The organism is Micromonospora sp. WMMD736, assembly GCF_049179015.1.
In the GTDB taxonomy this organism is placed as follows: domain Bacteria; phylum Actinomycetota; class Actinomycetes; order Mycobacteriales; family Micromonosporaceae; genus Micromonospora.
The window spans coordinates 3,415,321-3,435,920 of the sequence record NZ_JBMHMI010000001.1; the positions used below are offsets into that span (position 1 = coordinate 3,415,321).

Consider the following 20,600-nt stretch of genomic DNA (forward strand, 5'->3'; position numbering starts at 1 on the left):
GGGTCAGGTGGGGACGGGGGCGCAGGAGGCGGCGGCGACGCCCTCCAGGTAGCCGCGCGCACGCTCCGACTTGGGGTACCGGCCGACGAGCGCCCAGAAACGGGCGTTGTGGCTAGGCACGATGAGGTGGGTCAACTCGTGCAGCAGCACGTAGTCGATCACCCAGTCGGGCATGTCCTGGACGCGATGTGAGATGCGGATGCTGCGGTCGGCAGGGGTGCACGAGCCCCAGCGGCCGTTCTGGTTGGTCACCCATCGGACGCTGGCCGGCACGGCCTTCTCGCCGTAACTGCCCAGGTATAGCTCGATCAGCCGGTTGGCCCGGGCGATGAGTTCGTCGTCGGAGCGGGCCAGTCGACCTTCGCGGGCGGCGAGCCGCGCCAACATGCGGTCGACCCACTCGCTCTCCTCGGCCCGGGAGAACTGGTCCGGGATGAGGACGACCACCCGTTCACCGTCACGGTACGCAGACACCGTCCGTCGCCGACGCTGGCTGCGCCGTACCTCGACGACCGGCTTACGCGTCCCCGCCATCACTGGGCCGCGCAGCCTCGGCTACGTGTCACGAGGGAAAGCTAATGCCCACTGACCAGGGGTCCGCAAGAGTCAACCGCGCGACACGCGCCCAAAAAATGGTGATTGGTCGTCCGGCGTCCCGAAAATTTCTTGACCGGACCATCGCCGAAGCGCCATCACACCGTCTCGTCACCCACCGTGTACGGCGATGGCGGCACCGCGCGGTTCGCCCCTCCACCGTAGGTGATCACCGCGCTCGACGCTGCCACGGGGCACCCGCAGGGGTGGCTGTGAGGGTTTGGTCGGCGTGTCCCCGCCAAACTGACTTATCCGACCTAATTCGCCATGCACACTCTCGACGTCGACTTGCTCACAGTGTCGATGCACAGCTGACATGGAACTGCCCAGACCTGGGTAGGGTCCGCGGACCAGCGGTCACGAAGGTGGCCGTGGAGTAAGACCCAGCGCCGGCGCCCCGTGTGGCCCGCCGCCGGGCATTCCGCCGGGACCGTATTGACCGGCGGACGAGACGAGGAGGGCACCGTGGCCGACCAGGCCCAGACCTACAACGGTTACTGCGTGAAGTGCAAGGAGAAGCGGGACTTCGAGGGGCACGTGGAGGTCTCGAAGACCGGCATGAACATGGCCAAGGGCAAGTGTCCGGTATGCGGTACAACAGTGAACCGGATTCTCGGCAAGGCGAAGGTCTGACCCGTACAGATCTGCGGGGGCGGGACGGCCGTGTGGCCGTCCCGCCCCCGTTGCCGTGCCGGACGTAGGCCAGCCTGTCGGGTGACCGACAGCACGCGCAGCGACCTGTGGATAACCCGGCAGATCCTGTGGACAAGGCTGGATACGGCCCCGGCCGCCTGTGGACAACGATCGACCGAGCGCAGGGATGCGGTCACGATTCGTCACCATGAGTCGTACGCCGCTGCCTCGCCCCACCCTGCTCCCCGGCCTCAGCCGGCTCTGGCGGGATCGGCACACCCTGCAGATCGGCCTCGGCCCCGGGCCCGCCGTGCTGGTGGAGCTGACCAACCCGCGCACCGCTCACCTGCTCGATCTGCTGGACGGCACCCGCAGCGAGCGGGACGTACTGGCCGAGGCCGGCGCCGCCCAGGTCGCCGCCGCCGACGCGCGTACGCTGCTGGACGCCCTGCGCGCGGCGGGCCTGCTGGTGCCGGCGCACACCCTGCTCCCCCGCGACCTGGCCGGTCCGGTCCGGGCCCGGCTCGCCGCCGAGGCCGGAGCGTTGGCGCTGGCGGCAGCCCGGCTGCCCGGCACCCCGGCGCAGGTCCTGCGTCGCCGACGGGCGGCCCGGGTGCTGCTCACCGGCGGCGGTGCCCTCGGCGGGCCGCTGGCGCTGGCGCTGGCGCAGGCCGGGGTCGGCCAGGTGATCCCGCACCTCAGCGGCCCGGTACGACCGATCGACCTGATCGGGACGGGCATTCCCGCGACGGAGTTGGGCCGACCGTTGGCTCCGGCGATCCGGGCGGCGGTCGACCGTGTCGCGCCCGGCACCGGCACCCACCCGGTCCGGGCCGCCCGGGTGGATCTGGTGATCCAGTTCGGCGCGGACCGTCCGCCCGCGCTGCTCGCCGCCGGTCTCGCCCAGCGCCGCCAACCGCATCTCATGGTGACCGTCCGCGAGGGCGTACCGGTGATCGGGCCGCTGGTCCGCCCGCCCGCCGGGCCGTGTCTGCGCTGCGTCGAGCTGCACCGGGCCGACCGTGATCCGGCCTGGCCGGGGCTCGCCGCCCAACTGGCCGCGGCGCGGCCGGTGACCGCCGGCGCGACCGGCACGCTGTTCGCGGCGATCGGGTACGCGGTTGCCGAGGTGCTGGCGCACCTCGACGGCGGCCAGCCCGAGACGCTGGGGGCCGCGGTGGAGATCTCCGGCGCCGGCCGGTTCCGTCGCCGGGGCTGGCCGCCGCACCCGGCGTGCGAGTGCTCGCGGAGTCGGGCGTACGCACCAGCCCGGCCGCACGGCAGCAGCGGGGCCCTCCGGTCGGTAACAATGGCGAAGTGACCGACATCCCGCGCCGGGCCGTGTCCCGGACCGCCAAGCTCGCCGCTCTGCCGCTCGGCTTCGCCGGTCGGACCGTCCTCGGCATGGGTAAGCGCGTCACCGGGCTCGCCTCCGACGTCATCTCGGCGGAGATCCAGCAGCGTACGGCCGAGCAGTTGTTCAGCGTGTTGGGGCAGCTCAAGGGCGGGGCGATGAAGTTCGGCCAGGCGTTGTCGGTCTTCGAGGCAGCCCTGCCGGAGGAGATCGCCGCGCCCTACCGGCAGGCGTTGACCAAACTCCAGGAGGCCGCGCCGCCGCTGCCGGCCGCGAGCGTGCACAAGGTGCTGGCCGAGCAGCTCGGCCCGGACTGGCGCGACCGGTTCGTCGAGTTCGACGACACCCCGGCCGCCGCGGCGAGCATCGGGCAGGTGCACCGGGCGCGGTGGCGGGAGCCGGGGTACGGCCCGTCCGGCGAGCCGAACAGCCGCGACGTGGCGGTCAAGATCCAGTACCCGGGGGCCGGTGACGCGCTCCTCGCCGACCTCAAGCAGCTCTCCCGCCTCGGCGGGATGTTCCGGGCCATCCAACCGGGCCTCGACGTCAAGCCACTCCTCGTCGAACTGCGCGAGCGGATCACCGAGGAGCTGGACTACGAGCTGGAGGCCGAGTCGCAGCGCACCTTCGCCGCCGCGTACGCCGACGACGACGAGATCTACATCCCGGAGGTCGTCTCCGCGTCGCCCCGGGTGCTGGTCACCGAGTGGGTGACGGGCACGCCGCTGGCCGACGTCATCCGCGACGGCAGCGAGGAGCAGCGGGACGAGGCCGGCCGGCTGATGGCCACGCTGCACCTGTCCGCCCCCCAGCGGGCGGGTCTGCTGCACGCCGACCCGCACCCCGGCAACTTCCGGCTCCTGCCCGACGGTCGGCTCGGGGTGATCGACTTCGGTGCGGTAGCCCGGATGCCGGAGGGCACGCCGGAGCCGATCGGCCTCATCGCCGGTCGGGCGTTGCGCGGGGACGCGGACGGCGTGGTGGCGGGGCTGCGGGACGAGGGGTTCATCGGCGCCACCGACGAGATCGACGCCGAGGGGGTCCTCGACTTCCTCCGCCCCATGCTGGAGCCCATCGCCGCCGACGGGTTCCGGTTCACCCGGGCCTGGCTACGCGCCGAGGCGGCCCGGCTGGCCAGCCCTCGATCCCCCACGTACCAGTTGAGCCGGAAGCTCAACCTGCCACCGTCGTACCTGCTCATCCACCGGGTGACGCTCGGGTCGATCGGGGTGCTCTGCCAGTTGGAGGCGAAGGCCCCGTACCGGAGCATCCTGGAACGCTGGCTGCCCGGCTTCGCGCCGGTCGCCTGAGGACGCCAGGAAGGGCGGGTGCCGGTCGGCACCCGCCCTTCTGCGTGGGGTGGTACTAGAGAACGCCCAGGTCGCGCGCCGACTGGAGGCGGCTGTTCATGGCGACGGTACGGGCGGATCGGGTTGCCTCAGTGCTCGTGGTGGTACGACCGGCCTGAGGCCGGCGCATTCGAGCCCTCGTCAACGCTTCGTGGAGTAGTTGCATCTCGAAGGCACCACTCGGAATGTTCAACATCGTCTTCTCACTCACTGCCGGTGTGACACCGGCGTCGTTGGAACGGGTCGGGAACATGTCAGGCTGCCAGCCGGACCGCGCCTCGCACCTCGGACAGCCCACTGGCCGCCAGGCGCGCCTCGGCCTCGACCCGGAGCGCGGCGTCACGAGCGACGTCCTCCTTGCGCGGACGGCCACGGGGCCGCTTGCGCGGAACGACCGCGCCACGCTCGAAGATCTCGCCGCCCCAGACACCCCACGGCTCCGCTCGCTCCACCGCTCCGGCCAGGCACTCGACGCGCAGCGGGCAGTCCCCGCAGAGCGACTTGGCCAGCTCGAGCTCGGCAGGCGAGTCGGAGAACCACAGGTCGGGGTCGAACTTCCGGCAGGGCAGGTTCGCCTCCAGCTCGACGCTCACATCGAGGGGGGCCAACGCCAGACTCATCTCCCGGTCACCTCTCTCTCACTTCGATCTCGTGGATCGCATTCCGACGTACTTACGGCGGGGCAAAAAACTGAGGCCGCGGATCCCGGTAGCGGGTTCCGCGGCCTCGAGGTGAGCCGGTGTCTGAGATTCAGACCGGTCTACCTCGAGGTGGAACGCCGCGGACATCCGTGCGCTTCTTGGCGCCATCGATGCCCATGCCCGTGAAGCCACTGGTCCCCTCGACTCCGGCATTCGGCGCAACGGTCAGGGTCAGCTCGGTCTGAACCTGGTGCACCTGCGGAACCGACGGTCGTGCGGCCGCGAGGGCCACCCGGACAGCCGACAGCGGAGCGTGGACAGACGGCATCGCCGTCAGACGCTCATAGGTGAAGATCTTCACGGGTGCCACCTCCCTCACGTTCCTCGGATCGACTGGACCAACCCCCGTGAGCAGCCGGAATGGCGCCGCTCGCGTGGTGTGTCCTGAGGCTATTCCTCGCCTGGGCGCGAGGGCAAACGAATTTACGACGAGATTTCGAAAGTTTTCTCCGGGCAGACGTCGTCCACCCCCGCGCCCCCCACGAGCGCCAGTACCGAGTCGCCGTAGAGGCCCAGTTTGCGGGGGCCGATGCCGGCGATCGCGATCAACTCCTCCGGCCGGCGGGGTCGCCGCTCGGCCAACGCGGTCAACGTGGCGTCGGTGAACACCACGTACGCCGGGACCTTCTGCGCGCCGGCCACCCGCTGCCGCCACTCGCGCAGGCGTTCGTGCAGCTCGTCGTCGATGTCGGACGGGCAGGTGGGACAGCGGCCCAGCTTCCGGTCCGGGCCGGCGAGCAGGGTCGCGCCGCAGATCCGGCAGGACACGATCTGCGTCCGACGCCGCTCGGGTCGCCGGGCTCCGCCCGTGGCGGCGCCGGCCCGCTCGGTACCGCCGGAGCGGTCCAGCTGGGGCAGGAACCGCGAGGGCCGCCGGGCCCGTCCGCCCGGCGAGCGCGCGGCGGCGTACGACAGCCAGAGCCACTGCCGGGCCCGGGTGATCCCGACGTACAGCAGGCGGCGCTCCTCCTCCACCTGCTCGACGGTCTTGGCGTACGTGGTGGGCAGGGTGCCCTCGGCGAGGCCGACCAGGAACACGGCGTCCCACTCCAGCCCCTTGGCCGAGTGCAGGGACGCCAGCGTGACGCCGTCCACCGTCGGCACGTGCTGCTGCGCGGCCCGACGGGCCAGTTCCTCGGTGAAGTCGGTGAGGGTGACCGGACGCTCCACCGACGCGGCCTCGCCGATCGGCACCAGTTCGGGGGTGGCCGCGTACTCCTCGGCGAGCTGGACCAGCGCGGCCAGCGCCTCCCAGCGCTCGCGGGCGGCCCCGCCGGCCGGGGGCGCGTCCGGCGCCCAGCCCACGGCGGTGAGCGCCTCGACGACGGCGGCCGGCAGCGGCGTCTCCCCGGGGATGGACCGGGTGGCGGAGCGCAGGGCGACCATGGCCTGGCGGACCTCGGCGCGCTCGAAGAAGCGCTCGGCGCCCTGCACCACGTACGGCACGGCGGCCTCGGTCAGCGCCTTCTCGTACGCCTCGGACTGGGCGTTGGTCCGGAACAGGACGGCGATCTCCTTCGCCGGGGTGCCGGCGTCGATCAGCGACCGGCAGCGCGCGGCCACCGCGTTCGCCTCGGCGGGCTCGTCGGTGAAGATCCGCAGGTCGGGTTCCGGCCCCGGGGGCCGCTGTCCGCTCAACTCCAGTCGCAGCCGGGCCTCGGTGCCGCGCGCCTGCGAGATCACGGCGTTGGCGAGCCCGACGACCTGTGGGGTGGAGCGGTAGTCCCGGACCAGTCGCACGACTGTGGCGTCACGGTGCCGACGCGGGAAGTCCACCAGGTAGGCCGAGGTCGCCCCGGTGAACGAGTAGATGGTCTGGCTGGCGTCGCCGACCACGGTCAGGTCGGTACGGCCGCCCAGCCAGGCGTCCAGCAACCGCTGCTGGAGCGGGTTGACGTCCTGGTACTCGTCGACCACGAAGTGCCGGTACTGGCCACGGACCTGTTCGGCGACGTCCGGGTGCTCCTCGATGCCCCACACCGCGGCCCGCAGCATGTCCTCGAAGTCGATCACCCCGTTGGAGCGCTTGAGCTGCTCGTAGGCGGTGAACACCTCGGCGACCTTCGCCGGCTCGTGCGGCGTGTCCCGCAGCGCGCGGGCCGCGGCCACGACGTAGTCCCCCGGCTCGACCAGCGACGACTTGGCCCACTCGATCTCGCCGGCCAGGTCCCGCGCGGCCGCCCGGTCGGCACGCATACCGACCCGCGCGGCGGCGAGGGTGACCAGCCGCACCTTGCTGTCCAGCAGCTCGGGCATGGCGCGACCGGCCAGCAGGCGGGGCGCGAAGTAGCGCACCTGGCGCAGCGCGGCAGCATGGAACGTCCGCGCCTGGACGCCCTGCGCCCCGAGCAGCGTGAGACGGTGGCGCATCTCGGCGGCGGCGCGGGCGGTGAACGTGACGGCGAGCACGTGCCGGGGGGAGATCTCACCGGAGAGCGCGCGGTGGGCGATCCGGGAGGTGATCGCGCGGGTCTTGCCGGTGCCGGCCCCCGCCAGGATGCAGACCGGGCCGGCCGGCGCGGTCACCGCGGAGCGCTGCTCCGGGTCCAGCCCGGCGAGTACGCCTTCCGACGCTGAGTGAACCCCCACAACCAGGAATCATCTCAGCTCCCCCGGGTGTTGTAGCGGACAGCCTCGGCTTGATCGGCAAGCCGGCGGCCGGAGCAGTTGGAGGATCCGATCATGCTGACGATGTATTCCACTCCCTGGTGCGGCTACTGCCACCGGCTGAAGTCGCAGCTCGACCGGGAAGGCATCGGGTATGAGGTGGTCGACATCGAGCAGGACCCGAAGGCCGCGGACTTCGTGATGAGCGTCAACGGCGGCAACCAGACGGTGCCGACGCTGCGTTTCGACGACGGCAGCGCCCTGACCAACCCGTCGATCGCGCAGGTCAAGCAGCACCTGGCGACGCTGGGCGCCTGACTGGCACGCGTACCGACCCTCGACGAACGGTCACCCCCATGGGTGGCCGTTCGTCGTGTCCGGCCTCCCGTCATCGCCGGAACGGCCGCCGGGTGGCCACGGTCACCGAGCTGTCGATGCCGGCGTCGAGCGGGCGGCGTGGCCCCGGCAGGGTCGGTGGTGTGGGCGTCGCGCCACCTGACGGCGCGCTGAGGTGTCGGCCCCGCCACAGGTAGCTGCCGGCAGCCAGCGTGGCCACCCCGACCAGCACGAACAGGGCACGGTAGTCCAGGACGCCGACCAACAGCGCGCCCGCGCCGATGGAGAACGCCTGCGGCCCGCTGACCAGCGCCTGGGTGGCCGCCGTCACCCGTCCGACCAGGGCGTGCGGCGTGCGCCGCTGGATCAGCGTGTGCAGACCCACCATCGTCAGCGGTAGTGAGACGCCGGCCAGCAGCACCGCTCCGAACCCGAGCCGCAGGTCGGGGTATGCGAGCGCGAGCGCCGCCGGGGAGAAGAACGCCACCCCGGCGGCCAGGGTGCCGACCTCGCCGAGCCGCCGCACCAGGGCCGGCGAGCAGATCCCGCCGCACAGTCCGCCGATGCCCTGCACCATCACCAGCACGCCCACGAACGCGGCGTCCCGGTCCAACCCCTGGTCGACGTACGCGAAGATTAGCGACTCGCTGAAGCCCATCACCAGCGACCCGAGCCCGTAGCCGACGAGGGCCCGGCGCAGCGCCGGCTCACCGGTCAGGTGTCGCAGGCCGGCGCCCAGCTCGGCGGGCCACCGCAACCGTGCGGTGGGCGGCGGCTGTGCCGGGCTCGGCACCGCGGTCACCACCACGGCGGCCGCCGCGAAGCCGAGCATGCCGATGCCGGCCAGCGCCCACCCGCCGAGCGCCGCGTAGAGCGCCGCGCCGACCAGGGGACCGACCAACCGCAATCCCTGGCGTACGGTCTGCAGCACGCCGTTCGCATCGGCCAACAGCTCTACGGGCACCAGTTGCCGGATCAGCCCGCTGAGCGCCGCGCCGAGCGTGATGGACGACAGCCCGTACAGGGTGGCGACCAGGTAGACCACCCAGACGTCACCCGCGTCGCGGACGGTGAACAGCGGTACGAGCAGCACCGCGGTGACCACGTTCGCGGCCACGAAGAAGGGCCGGCGGGGGTACCTGTCGACGAACCATCCGACCAGCGGCGCCATCGTCATCGGAGCGACAACGGCGAAGATGATGCCGCCGGCCAGCCCGTCGGAGCCGGTCAGGTCCTTGACCCAGATGGCGAGCGCGAGTAGCAGGATCGACTCGGCGGTCATGCTGGCCAGCAGGCCGCCGAAGAGGAGACGGAAGTCGGGTCGGCGCAGGACGGTACGCATGGGTCCCTCCGGCAGGATGGCGTGCCCGGCTGGGCGCGGTCGACGAGGCTGGGACCGCGGGTCCGTCATCGTCCGGCGTACCCGTGGTCCATTTTTGGCAAGACACGCCCCCGCCGGAACCTCCGACACCGGTCGCGCCGTCCATACTGACCGTGGGGGGCGAATTTCATACAGTTACCGTCGCGTCTGCGGCGGACGACGGGAAAGAGGACACTGTGCCTCCTGCCGCACCCAGCCCAATCATGCGTCGCCGACGGTTGGGCATCGAACTGCGCAGCCTGCGTGAAATCGCAGGCCTCACGGGCGATCAGGTCATCGAGCGGATCGGCTGGGCGTCCGCGTCCAAACTGTCCCGCCTCGAGAACGGGCGCAGTAGACCGGACCCGCAGGACGTCAGCGTCCTGCTGGACCTGTACGGCGCCGACGCCGCCGCGCGCGAGGAGTTGCTCGGGATCGCCGGTGAGGCCGGCGACATGCGCGGCTGGTTGAAGAACTTTCCGGTGATGACGCAGCAGCAGCGAAGCTGGGCCGAGTTGGAGGCGGGCTGCGCGGAGATCTCCGAGTACAACCCGGTGCTGGTGCCGGGCCTGCTGCAGACCGCCGGATACGCGCGGGTCCGACTCCAGTCGGCCCGTCGGGTGAGCGAGCGGGCCGGCGAGCAGAAGCCGGCCGACGAGTTGGAGACCGAGGTCCAGGCGCGGCTGGCCCGTCAGACGCTGCTGACGCGCGAGCCGCACGCGCCGACCTACACGGCCGTGCTGGAGGAGGCCACCCTCGGCCGTCGGTCCGGACCGCCCGAGGTGCTGCACGAGCAGTTGCACCAACTCTGCGAGCTGGCTCTGCTGCCGAACGTGACGCTGCATGTGCTTCCGCGGGACGTTCAGGTGGGCGATTGGTACCTTCCGCCGACCGCCTTCTCCCTCTATCGGTTCGCCGATCCGCTCGATCCGGAGACATTGGCCATCGAAGGGGGGTTCGTCGACGTCATGTCGACCGAGTCAATCACGCTAAATCGCTATAAAGTGGTGTTCGAGTGGCTATGCACGGCGGCACTAGACGCTTCGGACACCCTCTCCTGGCTGATCGAGGCGACGGGACGGCTGACCGGGGCGGCACCCGCATCCACAGTGGCGTTCGGGCCGGCAACGGCGCCGACCCAGCGCCGCCGTGATTCGGGACGACTGACGGACCGGTGATCCACGGGGGACCTTCCGTCGGGGCGTGCGGCACCACTCGTCCCATCGGATCGGTTCACATCAGGAGCAGAACCATGAACGACATCCACCACACGCCGTCCGTCTCCGCCAGTTCCCTGGCGGACGCCCCGTGGCGTACCAGCACCCGTAGCCAGACCTCCAACTGCGTGGAGGTCGCGCCGCTGGGCACCGGCCCGTCGGCGGTCGCGCTGCGCGACAGCAAGGACCGGGGCGGCCCGGTGCTGCTGTTCAACCGCGCCGGCTGGCTCGGCTTCATCGCCGGGGCGAAGACGGGCCAGTTCGATCTGAACTGATCCTCCACCGTGAGGCGGGGCCGTCGGCACAGTGCCGGCGGCCCCGTCGTCGTATCCGCCCGCGACCCCGCTGACCAGGCATCCGCCGATCGGACGAGCCTCGAAACCAATAGGCGCGTTTCACTTGCTGGGATGACCACGGGGCGTAACATGACCGACGAGAACGTGGAACTTCCACACAGCGGCTCATCCGTCGCGGTTCATCCGGAGACCCTCATGCGGTTCCTGATCGTTCGCACCGACATCCGCGCCGTCGCCGACGGTGACATCGCCGCCGCCTGGGCGGACGGCCACCGCCTCCGCGACGAGACCACCACGCCCGAGCCGCGCCGGCAGACCGTGCACGCCGAGGACCGCGACGCCGCGCTGGTGCTGGCCCGGGCCCTGTCCACCGTCGGTGCGGTGCGGGCCGGCAAGCAACGGGTCAAGGTGCTGCCGCTCGCCGAACCGCAGCCCGCCTTCCGGCGCAGACCCGGCCGCACCGGCACCTGACCCACCAGACGTCCGCCGTGGTCGGCTCGGCTCCCCCGCCGCGTCATACCGCTCCCACCGACCACGGCGGCCCGTGTTCCCGGCCCGTGACCGTCGCGGCAACGACGGCCGCGGGCCGGGACCGTGCTCACCGCGCGGCGTCCACCCACCCGTCCAACCAGCGGTGGATGAGGAACAACGCGATCGACGACGGCGGCGGCAGGATCAGCTGAGCCCCGTCCCCCACGTCCACCGCCCGCCCCGCGCACGCGGCCCCGATCTCCTCCCGGGTGAACCACCGGGCGTACGCGATCTCGGACGGGTCGACCCGCACCGGATCGGACGGGTCGGCGGTGGCCAGGAACCCCAGCATCAGCGAGCCCGGGAACGGCCAGGCCTGGCTGCCGACGTACCCGATCCGTTCGACCGCGATGCCCACCTCCTCGTGGACCTCGCGCAGTACGGCGGCCTCCGCCGACTCCCCCGGCTCGACGTAACCGGCCAGACAGGAGTAGCGCCGGCCACCCGGGGTGCCCGGCCAGCCCGCGTTGTTGCCGAGCAGGCAGCGGCCTTCCGGGCCGTCGACGCCGTCGTGCACCAGCACGATCATCGCCGGGTCGGTACGCGGCCAGATCCGCTCGCCGTTGCGATCCACCCGCGACCAGCCGGCCTCGTCCATGACGGTGGGCGCGCCGGTCGCCGACGAGTGGCCGTGCCGGATGTGCCAGTTCAGCAGCGCGAGCGCGGTGGTGAAGATGCCAGCCTCCCGGTCGCTCAGCAGGTGGCCCACCTCCCGCAGGTTGACCGCGTGGGTGCCCGGCAGCGCCGGCAACGGGGCGTCGACCGCGAACACCGGCACCCCGTCCGGCTCGACACCGAGGAACATCGCCGTCGACTCCGCGCCGGCCGGCGCGTCGGCCGCGCCGAACAGCACCAGCGTAGGAGGCGACACGTCGGTACGCGCGAGCGTCCGCCCGTTGTCCGTCGAGTCGAGCAGCAGCACCCGGCCGCGTAGCCACGCCTCGGTCAACCACTGCGCGTCACCCCGGCGGTGCGCGGCCCGATCCAGCGTCGAGCGCGCCAGCGGTGGCGCGGCCTCCCCGCTCACGGCTGCACCGGCTCGGTGTGCACGGACGTCAGCGCGGTCAGCCCCGGGGTGATCCGCTCGGCGTCGCCGAGCACGACGACCACCGCCCTGGCGGGCGCGAGGTAGTGGGCGGCGGCCCTGGCGACGTCGTCGACGGTCGCCTTCGCGAGGCGGGACGCGTACTCGGCCAGGAAGTCCAGGCGCAGGCCATTACCGGCGTACGCGCTGGTCAGCGCCGCCAGACCAGCCTGCGTGGACATTCCGAGCTGGAGGGTGCCCAGGGCGTACTGGCGGGCCTGCTCCAGCTCCTCGGGCTTCGGCGGCAGTGCGGCCAGCCGACCCAACTCGTAGGTGGTCTCCAGCAGCGCCGGACCGGTGACCTCGGTGGCCACCTCGGCACCGGCGACCAGCACCGACCCGGCCACCGAGTGCTCGATCACCGAGTGCGGGCCGTACGTGTAGCCCTTGTCCTCGCGGATGTTCTCCACCCAGCGGGACGAGAAGTAGCCCCCGAAGATCAGATTGGCCAGTTGCAGCGGGGCGTGGTCGGGGTCGGTACGCGGCACGGCGGGCAACGCCACGCGCAGCGAGGACTGCACCGAGCCGGGCCGGTCGACCAGCAGCAGCGGACCCGGCGTCAGCGGCGGGGTGGCCGGCAGGGTGGCCGTACGCCCGGCCCCGGTCCACCCGGCCAGCGCCCGCTCGACGGCGTCCAGGGCCTTCTCCGGCTGCACGTCGCCGACCACCACCAACTGCGCCCCGGCGGGGTGCACCCGCTCGGCGTGCAGGCTGCGCAGTGCCGCCGGTCGGACGGCACGGAGCTGGGCCGGCTCCGGGGTCTGCGTGGCGTACGGGTGCCGCCCGTAGATCCTTTTCAGGAGCGCTTCGCGGGCCAGGTGCGACGGCTGGCTCTGCGCGACCTGGATCCGGTCGATGAGCCGGTCCCGCTCGGCGGCCACCTCGTCGTTCGGGTAGCTGGCGCCGGTCAGCACCTCGGCCAGCAACTCCAGCATCCGGTCCAGGCCGGTGACCAGCCCGGCACCGGAGATCATCAGCCGGTCCGGGTCGACGCCTGCGGAAAGCCCACCGCCGACCTTCTGCAGCTCGGCGGCGAGTTGCACGCTGGTCATCGACTCGGTGCCGGAGAGCATGGTCTGGGACAGCATCGCGCCGCGCGCGAGGTGGGCGCGACCGAACGGCACCCAGAGCCGCAGCTCGACCAGGGGCACCGCGGGCCGGCGTACCGCGATGACGGTGAGCCCGTTGCCCAGCGTGCGCTCGGCCTCCTTGGGAACCTTCAGCTTGCGGGTCGGGCCGAGCGGGGGCAGCGTACGCGGCCCGACGGTGGCGGCGGTCGTGGTGGTGGTGCTCATCGGGTGCCTCCGGGGATGACCTCGACCGACGCGCGGCGCTCCGGGCGCAGGGTGGCCGCGGCGGCCCGGACCTGCTCCTCGGTGACGTCGCCGACCAGTCGGGGCAGGTCGTTGAGCAGGCCCGGCTCGCCGCGTTGCTGCTCGAGGACGGCCATCCGCAGCGCCCGGCCGAGGACGGCGTCGGTGTCGCGGAGCAGGTGGGTGGCCATCCGTGCCTGGGTGCGGGCCAGTTCGCCGTCGGTCAGCCCGTCAGTGGCCAGCCGGTCCAGCTCCTCGTCGATGGTGCGCAGCACCTTGTCCACGTCCCCGCCGGGCGGCAGATGCGCCTGCAACAGCAACGCGGTGGGGTCGCGGACGTCGAACGGGTCGCCCATGAAGCCGAGGTAGCCACCCAGGCTGGTCACCGTGCGGTCGCGCTGCACGAGGCGTTCGACCAGGCGGGACGCGTCGCCGTCGGTGAGCACCTCGGCCAGCACCACGTACGGCAGGTAGCCGGCGAAGTCGCCGATCGGGTCGGGCACCCGCCACGCGCCGGCCACGGCCGGCAACGGCGCCAGGGCGTCGGTGTACGAGTTGCGCCGTTCGGCGGTGAGGTCGGGCTCGCTGAAGTCGGGTCGTCGTGGCGCGGGGCGGGCCGGAACGTCGCCGAAGTGCCGGGTGACCAGCACGGTCGCCTCGGCCACGTCGATGTCCCCACTGACGGCCAGGACCGCGTTGCCACTGGCGTAGTAGTGGCGGAAGAAGTCGGCGGCGTCGGCCACGGTGGCCGACTCCAGGTCGTCGAAGGAGCCGTAGCCGTCGTGCGCGTTCGCAAAGGTGTCGAACATGACCGGCGGCAGGGTCAGCCAGGGGAAACCACCGTACGGCCGGCTGAGCACGTTGACCCGGATCTCCTCTTTCACGACGTCGACCTGGTTGCGCAGGTTCTCCTCGGTCAGTCGGGGCGCCCGCATCCGGTCCGCTTCGAGGAACAGGGCGCGTTCCAGTGCGTTGCTGGGCAGCGTCTCGAAGTAGTCGGTGTAGTCCAGGTGGGTGGAGCCGTTGAACGTGCCACCGGCGCCCTGCACGTGCCGGAAGTGGGCCAGCTTCTCCAGGTTCTCCGAGCCCTGGAACATCAGGTGCTCGAAGAGGTGGGCGAAGCCCGTACGCCCCTGGGGTTCGGAGCGGATGCCGACGTCGTAGACCACCGCCACCCCGATCACCGGGGCGCTGCGATCGGGGGTGAGGACCACCCGCAGGCCGTTGTCGAGGGTGAACCGCTCGACCGGATACTTCGTCGCTGGAATTCTGGATCTCCGCGCCGCCACGGGATCGACCCTAGCGCGTCGGCACCCCGGCCACCGGCGACCTTCGTGCAGCCGCTGCCACCGGCTTGCGAGGCCGCTCGCCTACCACAGCAAGACAGTAGGAAATGCCGACATAACTGAGACGCCCCTTCCCGACATGTGGATGCCCCTTGACGCTGCTCGCAGGCTGGCCCAGTCTTCCTACCAACTAAGTAGGAATACTGCGGATTGGATGGACGATGAGACGCCTCCCCCTGCGCCGGCTGGTCACCCTGGCCACCCTCACCGCCCTCGGCGCGGCGACCCTGGGCAGCACCGCCGCGTGCGGCGACGACAGCGATGGCGCGCAGGGCGGCTCCGGCCCGGTGACCCTGCGGCTCGGCTACTTCCCCAACATCACCCACGCGCCGGCCGTCGTCGGCGTGGAGAAGGGCATCTTCGCCGAGAAGCTCGGCGCCGACGTCAAGCTGGACCCGAAGACCTTCAACGCCGGCCCGGAGGCCATCGAGGCGGTCTTCTCCGGCGCGCTGGACGCGACCTACATCGGCCCGAACCCCACCGTCAACGCGTTCTCCAAGTCCAAGGGCGAGGCGGTCCGGGTCGTCTCGGGCGCGGCGTCCGGCGGCGTGGCGCTGGTCGTCAAGCCCGGCATCAACGGCCCGCAGGACCTCAAGGGCAAGAAGGTCGCCACCCCGCAGCTCGGCAACACCCAGGACGTGGCCGTCCGGTACTGGCTCAAGCAGCAGGGCCTCACCACCACCAAGGAGGGTGGCGGCGACGTCAAAATCGTCCCGCAGCAGAACGCCCAGACCCTGGAAACCTTCCGAAGCGGCGCGATCGACGCCGCCTGGGTGCCCGAGCCGTTCGTCTCCCAGCTCATCAACGCCGGCGGCAAGGTGCTCGTCGACGAGCGGGACCTGTGGCCCGACAAGAAGTTCGTCATCACCAACCTGCTGGTCAGCACCAAGTTCCTCAAGGCGCACCCGGACGTCGTGCAGAAGCTGGTCGACGGCCAGGTCGCCGCGAACGAGTTCGTCAACAGCAAGCCGGACGAGGCCCAACAGGCCATCTCCGACGCGATCGGCAAGATCACCGGCAAGCCGCTGGACCTCAAGCTGATCAAGCAGGCGTGGCCGACGTTGGAGTTCACCAACGACCCGATCGCCGCCTCGCTCAAGGCCGGACTCGACCACGCCGTCGACGTCAAGCTCACCGAGCCCGTCGACCTCAAGGGCCTGTACGACCTCACGTACCTCAACAAGGCGCTCAAGGCGGCCGGCAAGCCCGAGGTCACCCAGCCATGACGTCGACCACGACGACGCCGCAGAGCGCGACCACCGCGGTCGCGCTCTCCGGCGTGACCAAGGTGTACGGGCGCGGGGCGAACGCGGTACTGGCCCTGGACGGGGTCTCCCTCGACGTCGCGCCGGGCGAGTTCGTCTGTCTGGTCGGCGCGTCCGGCTGCGGTAAGAGCACCCTGCTCAACCTGGTCGCCGGTCTGGACCGGCCGAGCGGCGGCACGATCGGCATCGCCGGAGACGCGAACCCGGGGCTGATGTTCCAGGAGCCGGCGCTGTTCCCCTGGCTGACCGTCGAGGCCAACGTGGAGGTGCCACTGAAGCTGCGGGGCCTCTCCCGCGCCGAGCGCCGCGACCGGGTCGCCGAGCTGCTGCGCACGGTGCACCTGGCCGAGTTCGGCCGCAAGCGTCCGCACGAACTGTCCGGCGGGATGCGCCAGCGGGTCGCGCTGGCCCGCACCCTGGCCCTGGACACGCCGGTGCTGCTGATGGACGAGCCGTTCGGCGCGCTGGACGCCATGACCCGCGACATCCTGCACGACGAGTTGGAACGCATCTGGTCCGAGCGCCGACTCTCGGTCCTGTTCGTCACGCACAACGTCCGCGAGGCTGCCCGGCTCGCCGACCGCATCATCCTGCTCTCCAGCCGCCCCGGCCGGATCATCTACTCCACCGAGGTGGACATCCCACGGCCACGACGGATCGACTCCCCCGAGGTCGCCGCCATCGCCGCCGAGGTCACCGAACGACTCCGTACGGAGGTGGGCCGCCATGGCCAGTGACACCCTCACCAGCACGGCACGCAGCGACGCGGAGATCACCGGACTGGACGCGCTGGAGATCGCCGGCCGGGAGAAGGAGGTCTCCCGGGGTGCCCGGCTCTGGGCGGCCACCTGGCCCAAGCTCGCCGCGCTGGCCATCGCCATCCTGGCCTGGCAGCTGGTGGTCCTCTCGGGCTGGAAGCCGCCGTACTCCCTGCCCGGGCCGCTGGTCGTCGGCCGTGAGCTGATCACCCAGGCCCAGGGCCCGCAGCTCTGGGAGGGCCTGCTCACGACGCTGCGCCGAGCGGCCGTCGGGTACGTCTTCTCGGTCGCGGTCGGCCTGCTGCTGGGCCTCGCGGTGGCCCGGTCCACGGTGCTGCGCGCCGCCATCGGCTCGATGATCACCGCGTTACAGACCATGCCGTCGATCGCCTGGTTCCCGCTGGCCATCCTGCTGTTCGAGTTGAGCGAGAAGGCGATCTTCTTCGTGGTGGTGCTCGGTGCGGCGCCCTCCATCGCCAACGGCGTGATCTCGGGAGTGGACTACGTGCCACCGCTGCTCCTGCGCGCCGGCCGCAACCTGGGCGCCCGCGGGCTGAACCTCTACCGGTACGTGATCGCGCCGGCCGCGCTGCCGGCGATCGTCGCGGGCCTCAAGCAGGGTTGGGCATTCTCCTGGCGGAGTCTGATGGCCGGCGAGCTGATCGTGGTCGGCATCTCGCAGACCTCACTCGGCGCGCAGCTCACCTACTCCCGGGAGCTGTCCGACGCGCCGTGGCTGCTCTCCACGATGATCGTCATCCTGGTGCTCGGCCTGGTGGTGGACGCCGCGTTCGGCGCGGCGGACAAGGCGATCCGACGTCGCTGGGGTGTGCTCGACCAGGCGGGCAACTAAAGCGGTGTACGTCTCCGCGCGCAGCGACTACGCGCTCCGGGCGATGCTCGCCGTCGCCGCCGCCGCACCGGGCGGCGACGGCGTCGGCGAGCTGGTGAAGGCGGGCAGCCTGGCCGAGGTGCAGGAGATCCCGCTGAGCTTCCTCCAGGGCATCCTGCTCGATTTGCGTCGCGCCGGCCTGCTGCACAGCCATCGCGGCGCCGATGGTGGGTACGCGCTGACCAGGCCGGCCACCGAGATCACGATCGGGGACGTGCTGCGCGCGGTCGGTGGGTCGCTGACCACCGTGCGCGGCCTACCGGCCGAGCGGGCCGGCTATCACGGGGTTGCCGCGGGGCTCACCGACGTCTGGCTGGCGGTGCACGGCGCGATCGCCACCGTCGTCGACAGCACCACCCTGGCCGACCTGCTGACCAGCAACCAGACCCGAGCCGCCCCCTCCTAGACCCGCGATCTTGCACTCGCTGCGGCGGCAAAGGGGGTGTACCACGGCACATCGACGACTGAAACTGCAAGATCGACGAGCTGGGTGCACCCGCGGACACGGTGGCGGTGTGGTCGGGCCGGTGCCCCGCCGGCCCGACCACACCTCGTACCGATCCTGACCGGGCCTGCCCCTCCGCCGGCGCCGGTCGGCCGGTCGCTGCTCAGCCCCGGTGCCCGACCGTCGGGCCGGAGCCCGGGTCGCCGGGACTGCGCAGCTCCACCAGACCGGCGGGAGCGTTGCCCGCCGTGGTGGCGTGCCAGGGGCCGAAGGCCGCGAGCATGGCGAGGAGCAACCCGGCGAGCCCGACCGCAACCACCAGGATCAGCTCCCGCAGCGCCCCCGAGCCGGCTTCGCCCACCATTGCCGCTCCTCCCCCGCGCCGGACCCCCGCCCGGCTCTCCCCCGCTGGTCAGCTTCGACCAACCGGAAGCAGGACACAGTCGGCCAGCCGACCCAAGGGAGGCTGATTACCGATTCAACCGAACGGTCAACCGGCGGGAAGCCGCACGGAACGAAGCGACCCGTCCCGCCGAAGCGGGACGGGTCGGTGCCGTGCGGAGAGGATCAGACCGTACGCGGGCGGCGCGGGCGGCGGGACCGGCCCGACGCGCGGTGCGCGGAGCGGGGCGCCCCGTCCGTGGCCGAGCCACCTGCGGCCCGACCCCGGGTGGCCGCTACCTGCGGGGCGGCGATGGTGACCGGCACACCGGAGGGCTCACGGGCCCCGGTGACCCGGGCCAACGCCTCGTCGCCCGGACGCACCTGAACCGACTGCGGCCGGATGCCGGCGGTGGCCATCAGCCGGGACACGTCGCGGCGCTGCTCGGGCAGGACCAGCGTCACCACCGAGCCGGACTCGCCGGCGCGGGCCGTCCGGCCGCCCCGGTGCAGGTAGTCCTTCGCCTCGGTCGGCGGGTCCACGTTGACGACCATGTCGAGGCCGTCCACGTGGATGCCCCGCGCCGCCACGTCCGTGGCGACCAGGGCGGTCACCTGACCGTTGCGGAACTGCTCGAGGATGCGGGTGCGCTGCGGCTGGGACTTGCCGCCGTGCAGCGCGGCGGCGCGTACACCCTTGGAGAGCAACTGGCGGGCGAGCCGGTCGGCGCGGTGCTTGGTGCCCATGAACAGGATGGTGCGGCCCTCCCGGGCCGCGATCCGGGCCAGCGCGTCGGGCTTGTCGAGCGCGTCGACGTGCAGCACGTGGTGCGTCATCGCGGTGACCGTGGCGGTGCCCGGATCGACCGAGTGGGTCACCGGGTTGCTGAGGAACCGCCGGACGAGCCGGTCGACTCCACCGTCCAGGGTGGCGGAGAAGAGCATCCGCTGCCCCCGCGGGGCGACCTGCTCCAGCAGCTTGGTCACCTGCGGCAGGAAGCCCATGTCGGCCATCTGGTCGGCCTCGTCCAGGACGGTGATCTCCACCTGGTCGAGCCGGACGTCACCGCGGTTGATCAGGTCGTGCAGACGACCGGGGGTCGCCACGACCACCTCGGCGCCGGCGCGCAGCGTGTCCGCCTGGCGCTGCAACGACAGTCCGCCGACGACGGTGGCGCACCGCAGCCCGACGGCGCGGGCGTACGGGGCCAGCGCGACGGTGACCTGCTGGGCCAGCTCACGGGTCGGCACCAGCACCAGGGCCAGCGGGCGGCCCGGCCGGGCCTTACGGCCGGCGGTACGCGAAAGCAGAGGAAGCCCGAAGGCGAGTGTCTTACCGGAGCCGGTACGACCCCGACCGAGCACGTCGCGACCGGCGAGCGAGTCGGGCAGCGTGGCCGACTGGATCGGGAACGGCTCGGTGATGCCCTGCGCGGTCAGGGCGCTGAGCAGCGCCGGCGCCAGACCGGTCTGAGCGAAAGAGGGCACAACTGTGGTCATGCGGAAGCCTTCCTCGACGCGGCACGTGTCGAGGGAGGGCGCCGAGGGCGGCGCTGTCACCGGCGGAAGAAGGCCGCCAGGACTCACAAGCACGAACCGATTGGAGTACGGGCCGGCCCGCCACCGGGCCGCCGCCTGCGTAGGCAGGCGACGGCGAGGCGGGCCGGTCCCGTCACCGTCACACCCGGAGGGCGCGACAGGTAATGCTGACCGATCCGAAGATCAGAGCGGGCGGATGTTCTCCGCCTGCGGGCCCTTCTGGCCCTGGGTCACCTCGAACTCGACCCGCTGGTTCTCGTCCAGGCTCCGGTAGCCGGAGGACTGGATCGCCGAGAAGTGGGCGAAGACGTCAGCGCCGCCGCCGTCCGGGGTGATGAAGCCGAAGCCCTTGTCAGCGTTGAACCACTTCACGGTGCCAATAGCCATGTGTTTCGTCTCCTTGACGGAACGTCGGACACGCACGTGTTGCGTGCCCGAAGAGGAGCGCTCCGCGCGGGGATGCGCGAATCGCCTGTCGCTTCTGGTCGCCCCGCCCGGAGAACTCCGGACACAACAAAGAGCGCCTGGGGCCACAATCCCGCCAGGCGCACACAGAGTCTCTGGTAACCAAAACTGCAACCTGGTCAACGTACCACGGA

Annotated in this window: 22 protein-coding genes; 11 read left to right on the forward strand and 11 right to left on the reverse strand. The window is 71.7% G+C overall.

The features are described from left to right. Positions 1 to 3: 3 nt before the first annotated feature. Positions 4 to 534, reverse strand: coding sequence for a M48 family metallopeptidase (locus ACN269_RS14995; protein WP_421473032.1), 531 nt, complete (start codon positions 532 to 534; stop codon positions 4 to 6). 525 nt (positions 535 to 1,059) lie between these two features. Here ACN269_RS14995 and ACN269_RS15000 point away from each other — a divergent pair. The 3 genes from ACN269_RS15000 (at position 1,060) to ACN269_RS15010 (ending at position 3,891) form a co-directional block, all read left to right on the forward strand. After that, positions 1,060 to 1,227 (forward strand): DUF5679 domain-containing protein, encoded by a 168-nt coding sequence (locus tag ACN269_RS15000; protein ID WP_007464795.1) that lies wholly within the window; start codon positions 1,060 to 1,062, stop codon positions 1,225 to 1,227. A gap of 208 nt (positions 1,228 to 1,435) precedes the next feature. Next, positions 1,436 to 2,548, forward strand: a complete 1,113-nt coding sequence (locus ACN269_RS15005) for a hypothetical protein (RefSeq protein WP_421473033.1) — start codon at positions 1,436 to 1,438, stop codon at positions 2,546 to 2,548. After that, positions 2,545 to 3,891: an ABC1 kinase family protein gene (locus tag ACN269_RS15010; protein WP_421473034.1), complete on the forward strand. Its 1,347-nt coding sequence runs from the start codon at positions 2,545 to 2,547 to the stop codon at positions 3,889 to 3,891. Before ACN269_RS15005 ends, ACN269_RS15010 begins: the two co-directional genes overlap by 4 nt. Before the next feature lie 293 nt (positions 3,892 to 4,184). On the opposite strand, the gene ACN269_RS15015 is transcribed toward ACN269_RS15010, so the two are convergent. From ACN269_RS15015 to ACN269_RS15025, 3 genes are all read right to left on the reverse strand, one after another. After that, positions 4,185 to 4,550: a WhiB family transcriptional regulator gene (locus ACN269_RS15015; protein ID WP_139582271.1), complete on the reverse strand. Its 366-nt coding sequence runs from the start codon at positions 4,548 to 4,550 to the stop codon at positions 4,185 to 4,187. Between the two features lie 130 nt (positions 4,551 to 4,680). After that, positions 4,681 to 4,932, reverse strand: coding sequence for a hypothetical protein (locus tag ACN269_RS15020; RefSeq protein ID WP_421473035.1), 252 nt, complete (start codon positions 4,930 to 4,932; stop codon positions 4,681 to 4,683). A 122-nt stretch (positions 4,933 to 5,054) separates the two neighbouring features. Continuing rightward, complete coding sequence (locus ACN269_RS15025) at positions 5,055 to 7,220, reverse strand: ATP-dependent DNA helicase UvrD2 (protein WP_421473036.1); 2,166 nt, start codon at positions 7,218 to 7,220, stop codon at positions 5,055 to 5,057. A 93-nt stretch (positions 7,221 to 7,313) separates the two neighbouring features. Between ACN269_RS15025 and ACN269_RS15030 the strand changes: the two genes are divergently transcribed. Continuing rightward, positions 7,314 to 7,556, forward strand: a complete 243-nt coding sequence (locus ACN269_RS15030) for a mycoredoxin (RefSeq protein ID WP_357125972.1) — start codon at positions 7,314 to 7,316, stop codon at positions 7,554 to 7,556. Between the two features lie 70 nt (positions 7,557 to 7,626). Here ACN269_RS15030 and ACN269_RS15035 read toward each other — a convergent pair whose 3' ends face one another. Beyond that, on the reverse strand, positions 7,627 to 8,916 hold the full coding sequence (locus tag ACN269_RS15035; protein ID WP_421473037.1) for an MFS transporter: 1,290 nt from the start codon (positions 8,914 to 8,916) through the stop codon (positions 7,627 to 7,629). Between the two features lie 215 nt (positions 8,917 to 9,131). On the opposite strand from ACN269_RS15035, the gene ACN269_RS15040 reads away from it, so the two are divergent. From ACN269_RS15040 to ACN269_RS15050, 3 genes are all read left to right on the forward strand, one after another. Further along, entirely contained in the window at positions 9,132 to 10,112 is a 981-nt protein-coding gene (locus tag ACN269_RS15040) for a helix-turn-helix domain-containing protein (protein ID WP_421473038.1), read from the forward strand. A 74-nt stretch (positions 10,113 to 10,186) separates the two neighbouring features. Then, complete coding sequence (locus tag ACN269_RS15045; protein WP_357125981.1) at positions 10,187 to 10,426, forward strand: DUF397 domain-containing protein; 240 nt, start codon at positions 10,187 to 10,189, stop codon at positions 10,424 to 10,426. Positions 10,427 to 10,642: 216 nt separating this feature from the next. Next, on the forward strand, positions 10,643 to 10,918 hold the full coding sequence (locus tag ACN269_RS15050; protein WP_421476356.1) for a hypothetical protein: 276 nt from the start codon (positions 10,643 to 10,645) through the stop codon (positions 10,916 to 10,918). Positions 10,919 to 11,045: 127 nt separating this feature from the next. On the opposite strand, the gene nudC is transcribed toward ACN269_RS15050, so the two are convergent. From nudC to ACN269_RS15065, 3 genes are read right to left on the reverse strand one after another with little or no spacing between them, the layout of a single operon-like run. Then, a complete protein-coding gene (gene nudC / locus ACN269_RS15055; RefSeq protein WP_421473039.1) occupies positions 11,046 to 12,005 on the reverse strand; it encodes an NAD(+) diphosphatase in 960 nt (319 codons plus the stop codon). Next, on the reverse strand, positions 12,002 to 13,357 hold the full coding sequence (locus ACN269_RS15060; protein WP_421473040.1) for a M16 family metallopeptidase: 1,356 nt from the start codon (positions 13,355 to 13,357) through the stop codon (positions 12,002 to 12,004). The genes nudC and ACN269_RS15060 overlap by 4 nt, the downstream gene beginning before the upstream one ends. Then, positions 13,354 to 14,664, reverse strand: coding sequence for a M16 family metallopeptidase (locus ACN269_RS15065; RefSeq protein ID WP_421473041.1), 1,311 nt, complete (start codon positions 14,662 to 14,664; stop codon positions 13,354 to 13,356). The genes ACN269_RS15060 and ACN269_RS15065 overlap by 4 nt, the downstream gene beginning before the upstream one ends. A 218-nt stretch (positions 14,665 to 14,882) precedes the next feature. On the opposite strand from ACN269_RS15065, the gene ACN269_RS15070 reads away from it, so the two are divergent. Genes ACN269_RS15070 through ACN269_RS15085 form a run of 4 tightly spaced genes read left to right on the forward strand, consistent with a single transcriptional unit; the run spans position 14,883 to position 18,042 of the window. Then, positions 14,883 to 15,947 (forward strand): ABC transporter substrate-binding protein, encoded by a 1,065-nt coding sequence (locus tag ACN269_RS15070; protein WP_421473042.1) that lies wholly within the window; start codon positions 14,883 to 14,885, stop codon positions 15,945 to 15,947. Then, positions 15,944 to 16,723: an ABC transporter ATP-binding protein gene (locus ACN269_RS15075; protein WP_421473043.1), complete on the forward strand. Its 780-nt coding sequence runs from the start codon at positions 15,944 to 15,946 to the stop codon at positions 16,721 to 16,723. The genes ACN269_RS15070 and ACN269_RS15075 overlap by 4 nt, the downstream gene beginning before the upstream one ends. Continuing rightward, positions 16,713 to 17,597, forward strand: coding sequence for an ABC transporter permease (locus ACN269_RS15080; protein WP_421473044.1), 885 nt, complete (start codon positions 16,713 to 16,715; stop codon positions 17,595 to 17,597). Before ACN269_RS15075 ends, ACN269_RS15080 begins: the two co-directional genes overlap by 11 nt. A gap of 4 nt (positions 17,598 to 17,601) precedes the next feature. Next, on the forward strand, positions 17,602 to 18,042 hold the full coding sequence (locus ACN269_RS15085; protein WP_421473045.1) for an RrF2 family transcriptional regulator: 441 nt from the start codon (positions 17,602 to 17,604) through the stop codon (positions 18,040 to 18,042). A 202-nt stretch (positions 18,043 to 18,244) separates the two neighbouring features. On the opposite strand, the gene ACN269_RS15090 is transcribed toward ACN269_RS15085, so the two are convergent. From ACN269_RS15090 to cspE, 3 genes are all read right to left on the reverse strand, one after another. Then, the gene (locus ACN269_RS15090) at positions 18,245 to 18,445 is read right to left on the reverse strand and encodes a hypothetical protein (protein ID WP_421473046.1); all 201 of its coding nucleotides are present in this window, start codon (positions 18,443 to 18,445) and stop codon (positions 18,245 to 18,247) included. Between the two features lie 203 nt (positions 18,446 to 18,648). Next, complete coding sequence (locus tag ACN269_RS15095; protein WP_421473047.1) at positions 18,649 to 19,962, reverse strand: DEAD/DEAH box helicase; 1,314 nt, start codon at positions 19,960 to 19,962, stop codon at positions 18,649 to 18,651. 222 nt (positions 19,963 to 20,184) lie between these two features. After that, on the reverse strand, positions 20,185 to 20,388 hold the full coding sequence (cspE, locus tag ACN269_RS15100; RefSeq protein WP_007464836.1) for a transcription antiterminator/RNA stability regulator CspE: 204 nt from the start codon (positions 20,386 to 20,388) through the stop codon (positions 20,185 to 20,187). Positions 20,389 to 20,600: the final 212 nt, after the last annotated feature.

Coding starts and splice junctions, on each gene's coding strand:
- ACN269_RS15015 (WP_139582271.1), bottom strand. CDS start 4,550: ATGAGTCTGGCGTTGGCCCCCCTCGATGTGAGCGTCGAGCTGGAGGCG.
- ACN269_RS15060 (WP_421473040.1), bottom strand. CDS start 13,357: ATGAGCACCACCACCACGACCGCCGCCACCGTCGGGCCGCGTACGCTG.
- ACN269_RS15070 (WP_421473042.1), top strand. CDS start 14,883: ATGAGACGCCTCCCCCTGCGCCGGCTGGTCACCCTGGCCACCCTCACC.
- cspE (WP_007464836.1), bottom strand. CDS start 20,388: ATGGCTATTGGCACCGTGAAGTGGTTCAACGCTGACAAGGGCTTCGGC.
- ACN269_RS15005 (WP_421473033.1), top strand. CDS start 1,436: ATGAGTCGTACGCCGCTGCCTCGCCCCACCCTGCTCCCCGGCCTCAGC.
- ACN269_RS15030 (WP_357125972.1), top strand. CDS start 7,314: ATGCTGACGATGTATTCCACTCCCTGGTGCGGCTACTGCCACCGGCTG.
- ACN269_RS15050 (WP_421476356.1), top strand. CDS start 10,643: ATGCGGTTCCTGATCGTTCGCACCGACATCCGCGCCGTCGCCGACGGT.
- ACN269_RS15035 (WP_421473037.1), bottom strand. CDS start 8,916: ATGCGTACCGTCCTGCGCCGACCCGACTTCCGTCTCCTCTTCGGCGGC.
- ACN269_RS15095 (WP_421473047.1), bottom strand. CDS start 19,962: ATGACCACAGTTGTGCCCTCTTTCGCTCAGACCGGTCTGGCGCCGGCG.
- ACN269_RS15090 (WP_421473046.1), bottom strand. CDS start 18,445: ATGGTGGGCGAAGCCGGCTCGGGGGCGCTGCGGGAGCTGATCCTGGTG.
- ACN269_RS15075 (WP_421473043.1), top strand. CDS start 15,944: ATGACGTCGACCACGACGACGCCGCAGAGCGCGACCACCGCGGTCGCG.
- ACN269_RS15080 (WP_421473044.1), top strand. CDS start 16,713: ATGGCCAGTGACACCCTCACCAGCACGGCACGCAGCGACGCGGAGATC.
- ACN269_RS15045 (WP_357125981.1), top strand. CDS start 10,187: ATGAACGACATCCACCACACGCCGTCCGTCTCCGCCAGTTCCCTGGCG.
- ACN269_RS14995 (WP_421473032.1), bottom strand. CDS start 534: ATGGCGGGGACGCGTAAGCCGGTCGTCGAGGTACGGCGCAGCCAGCGT.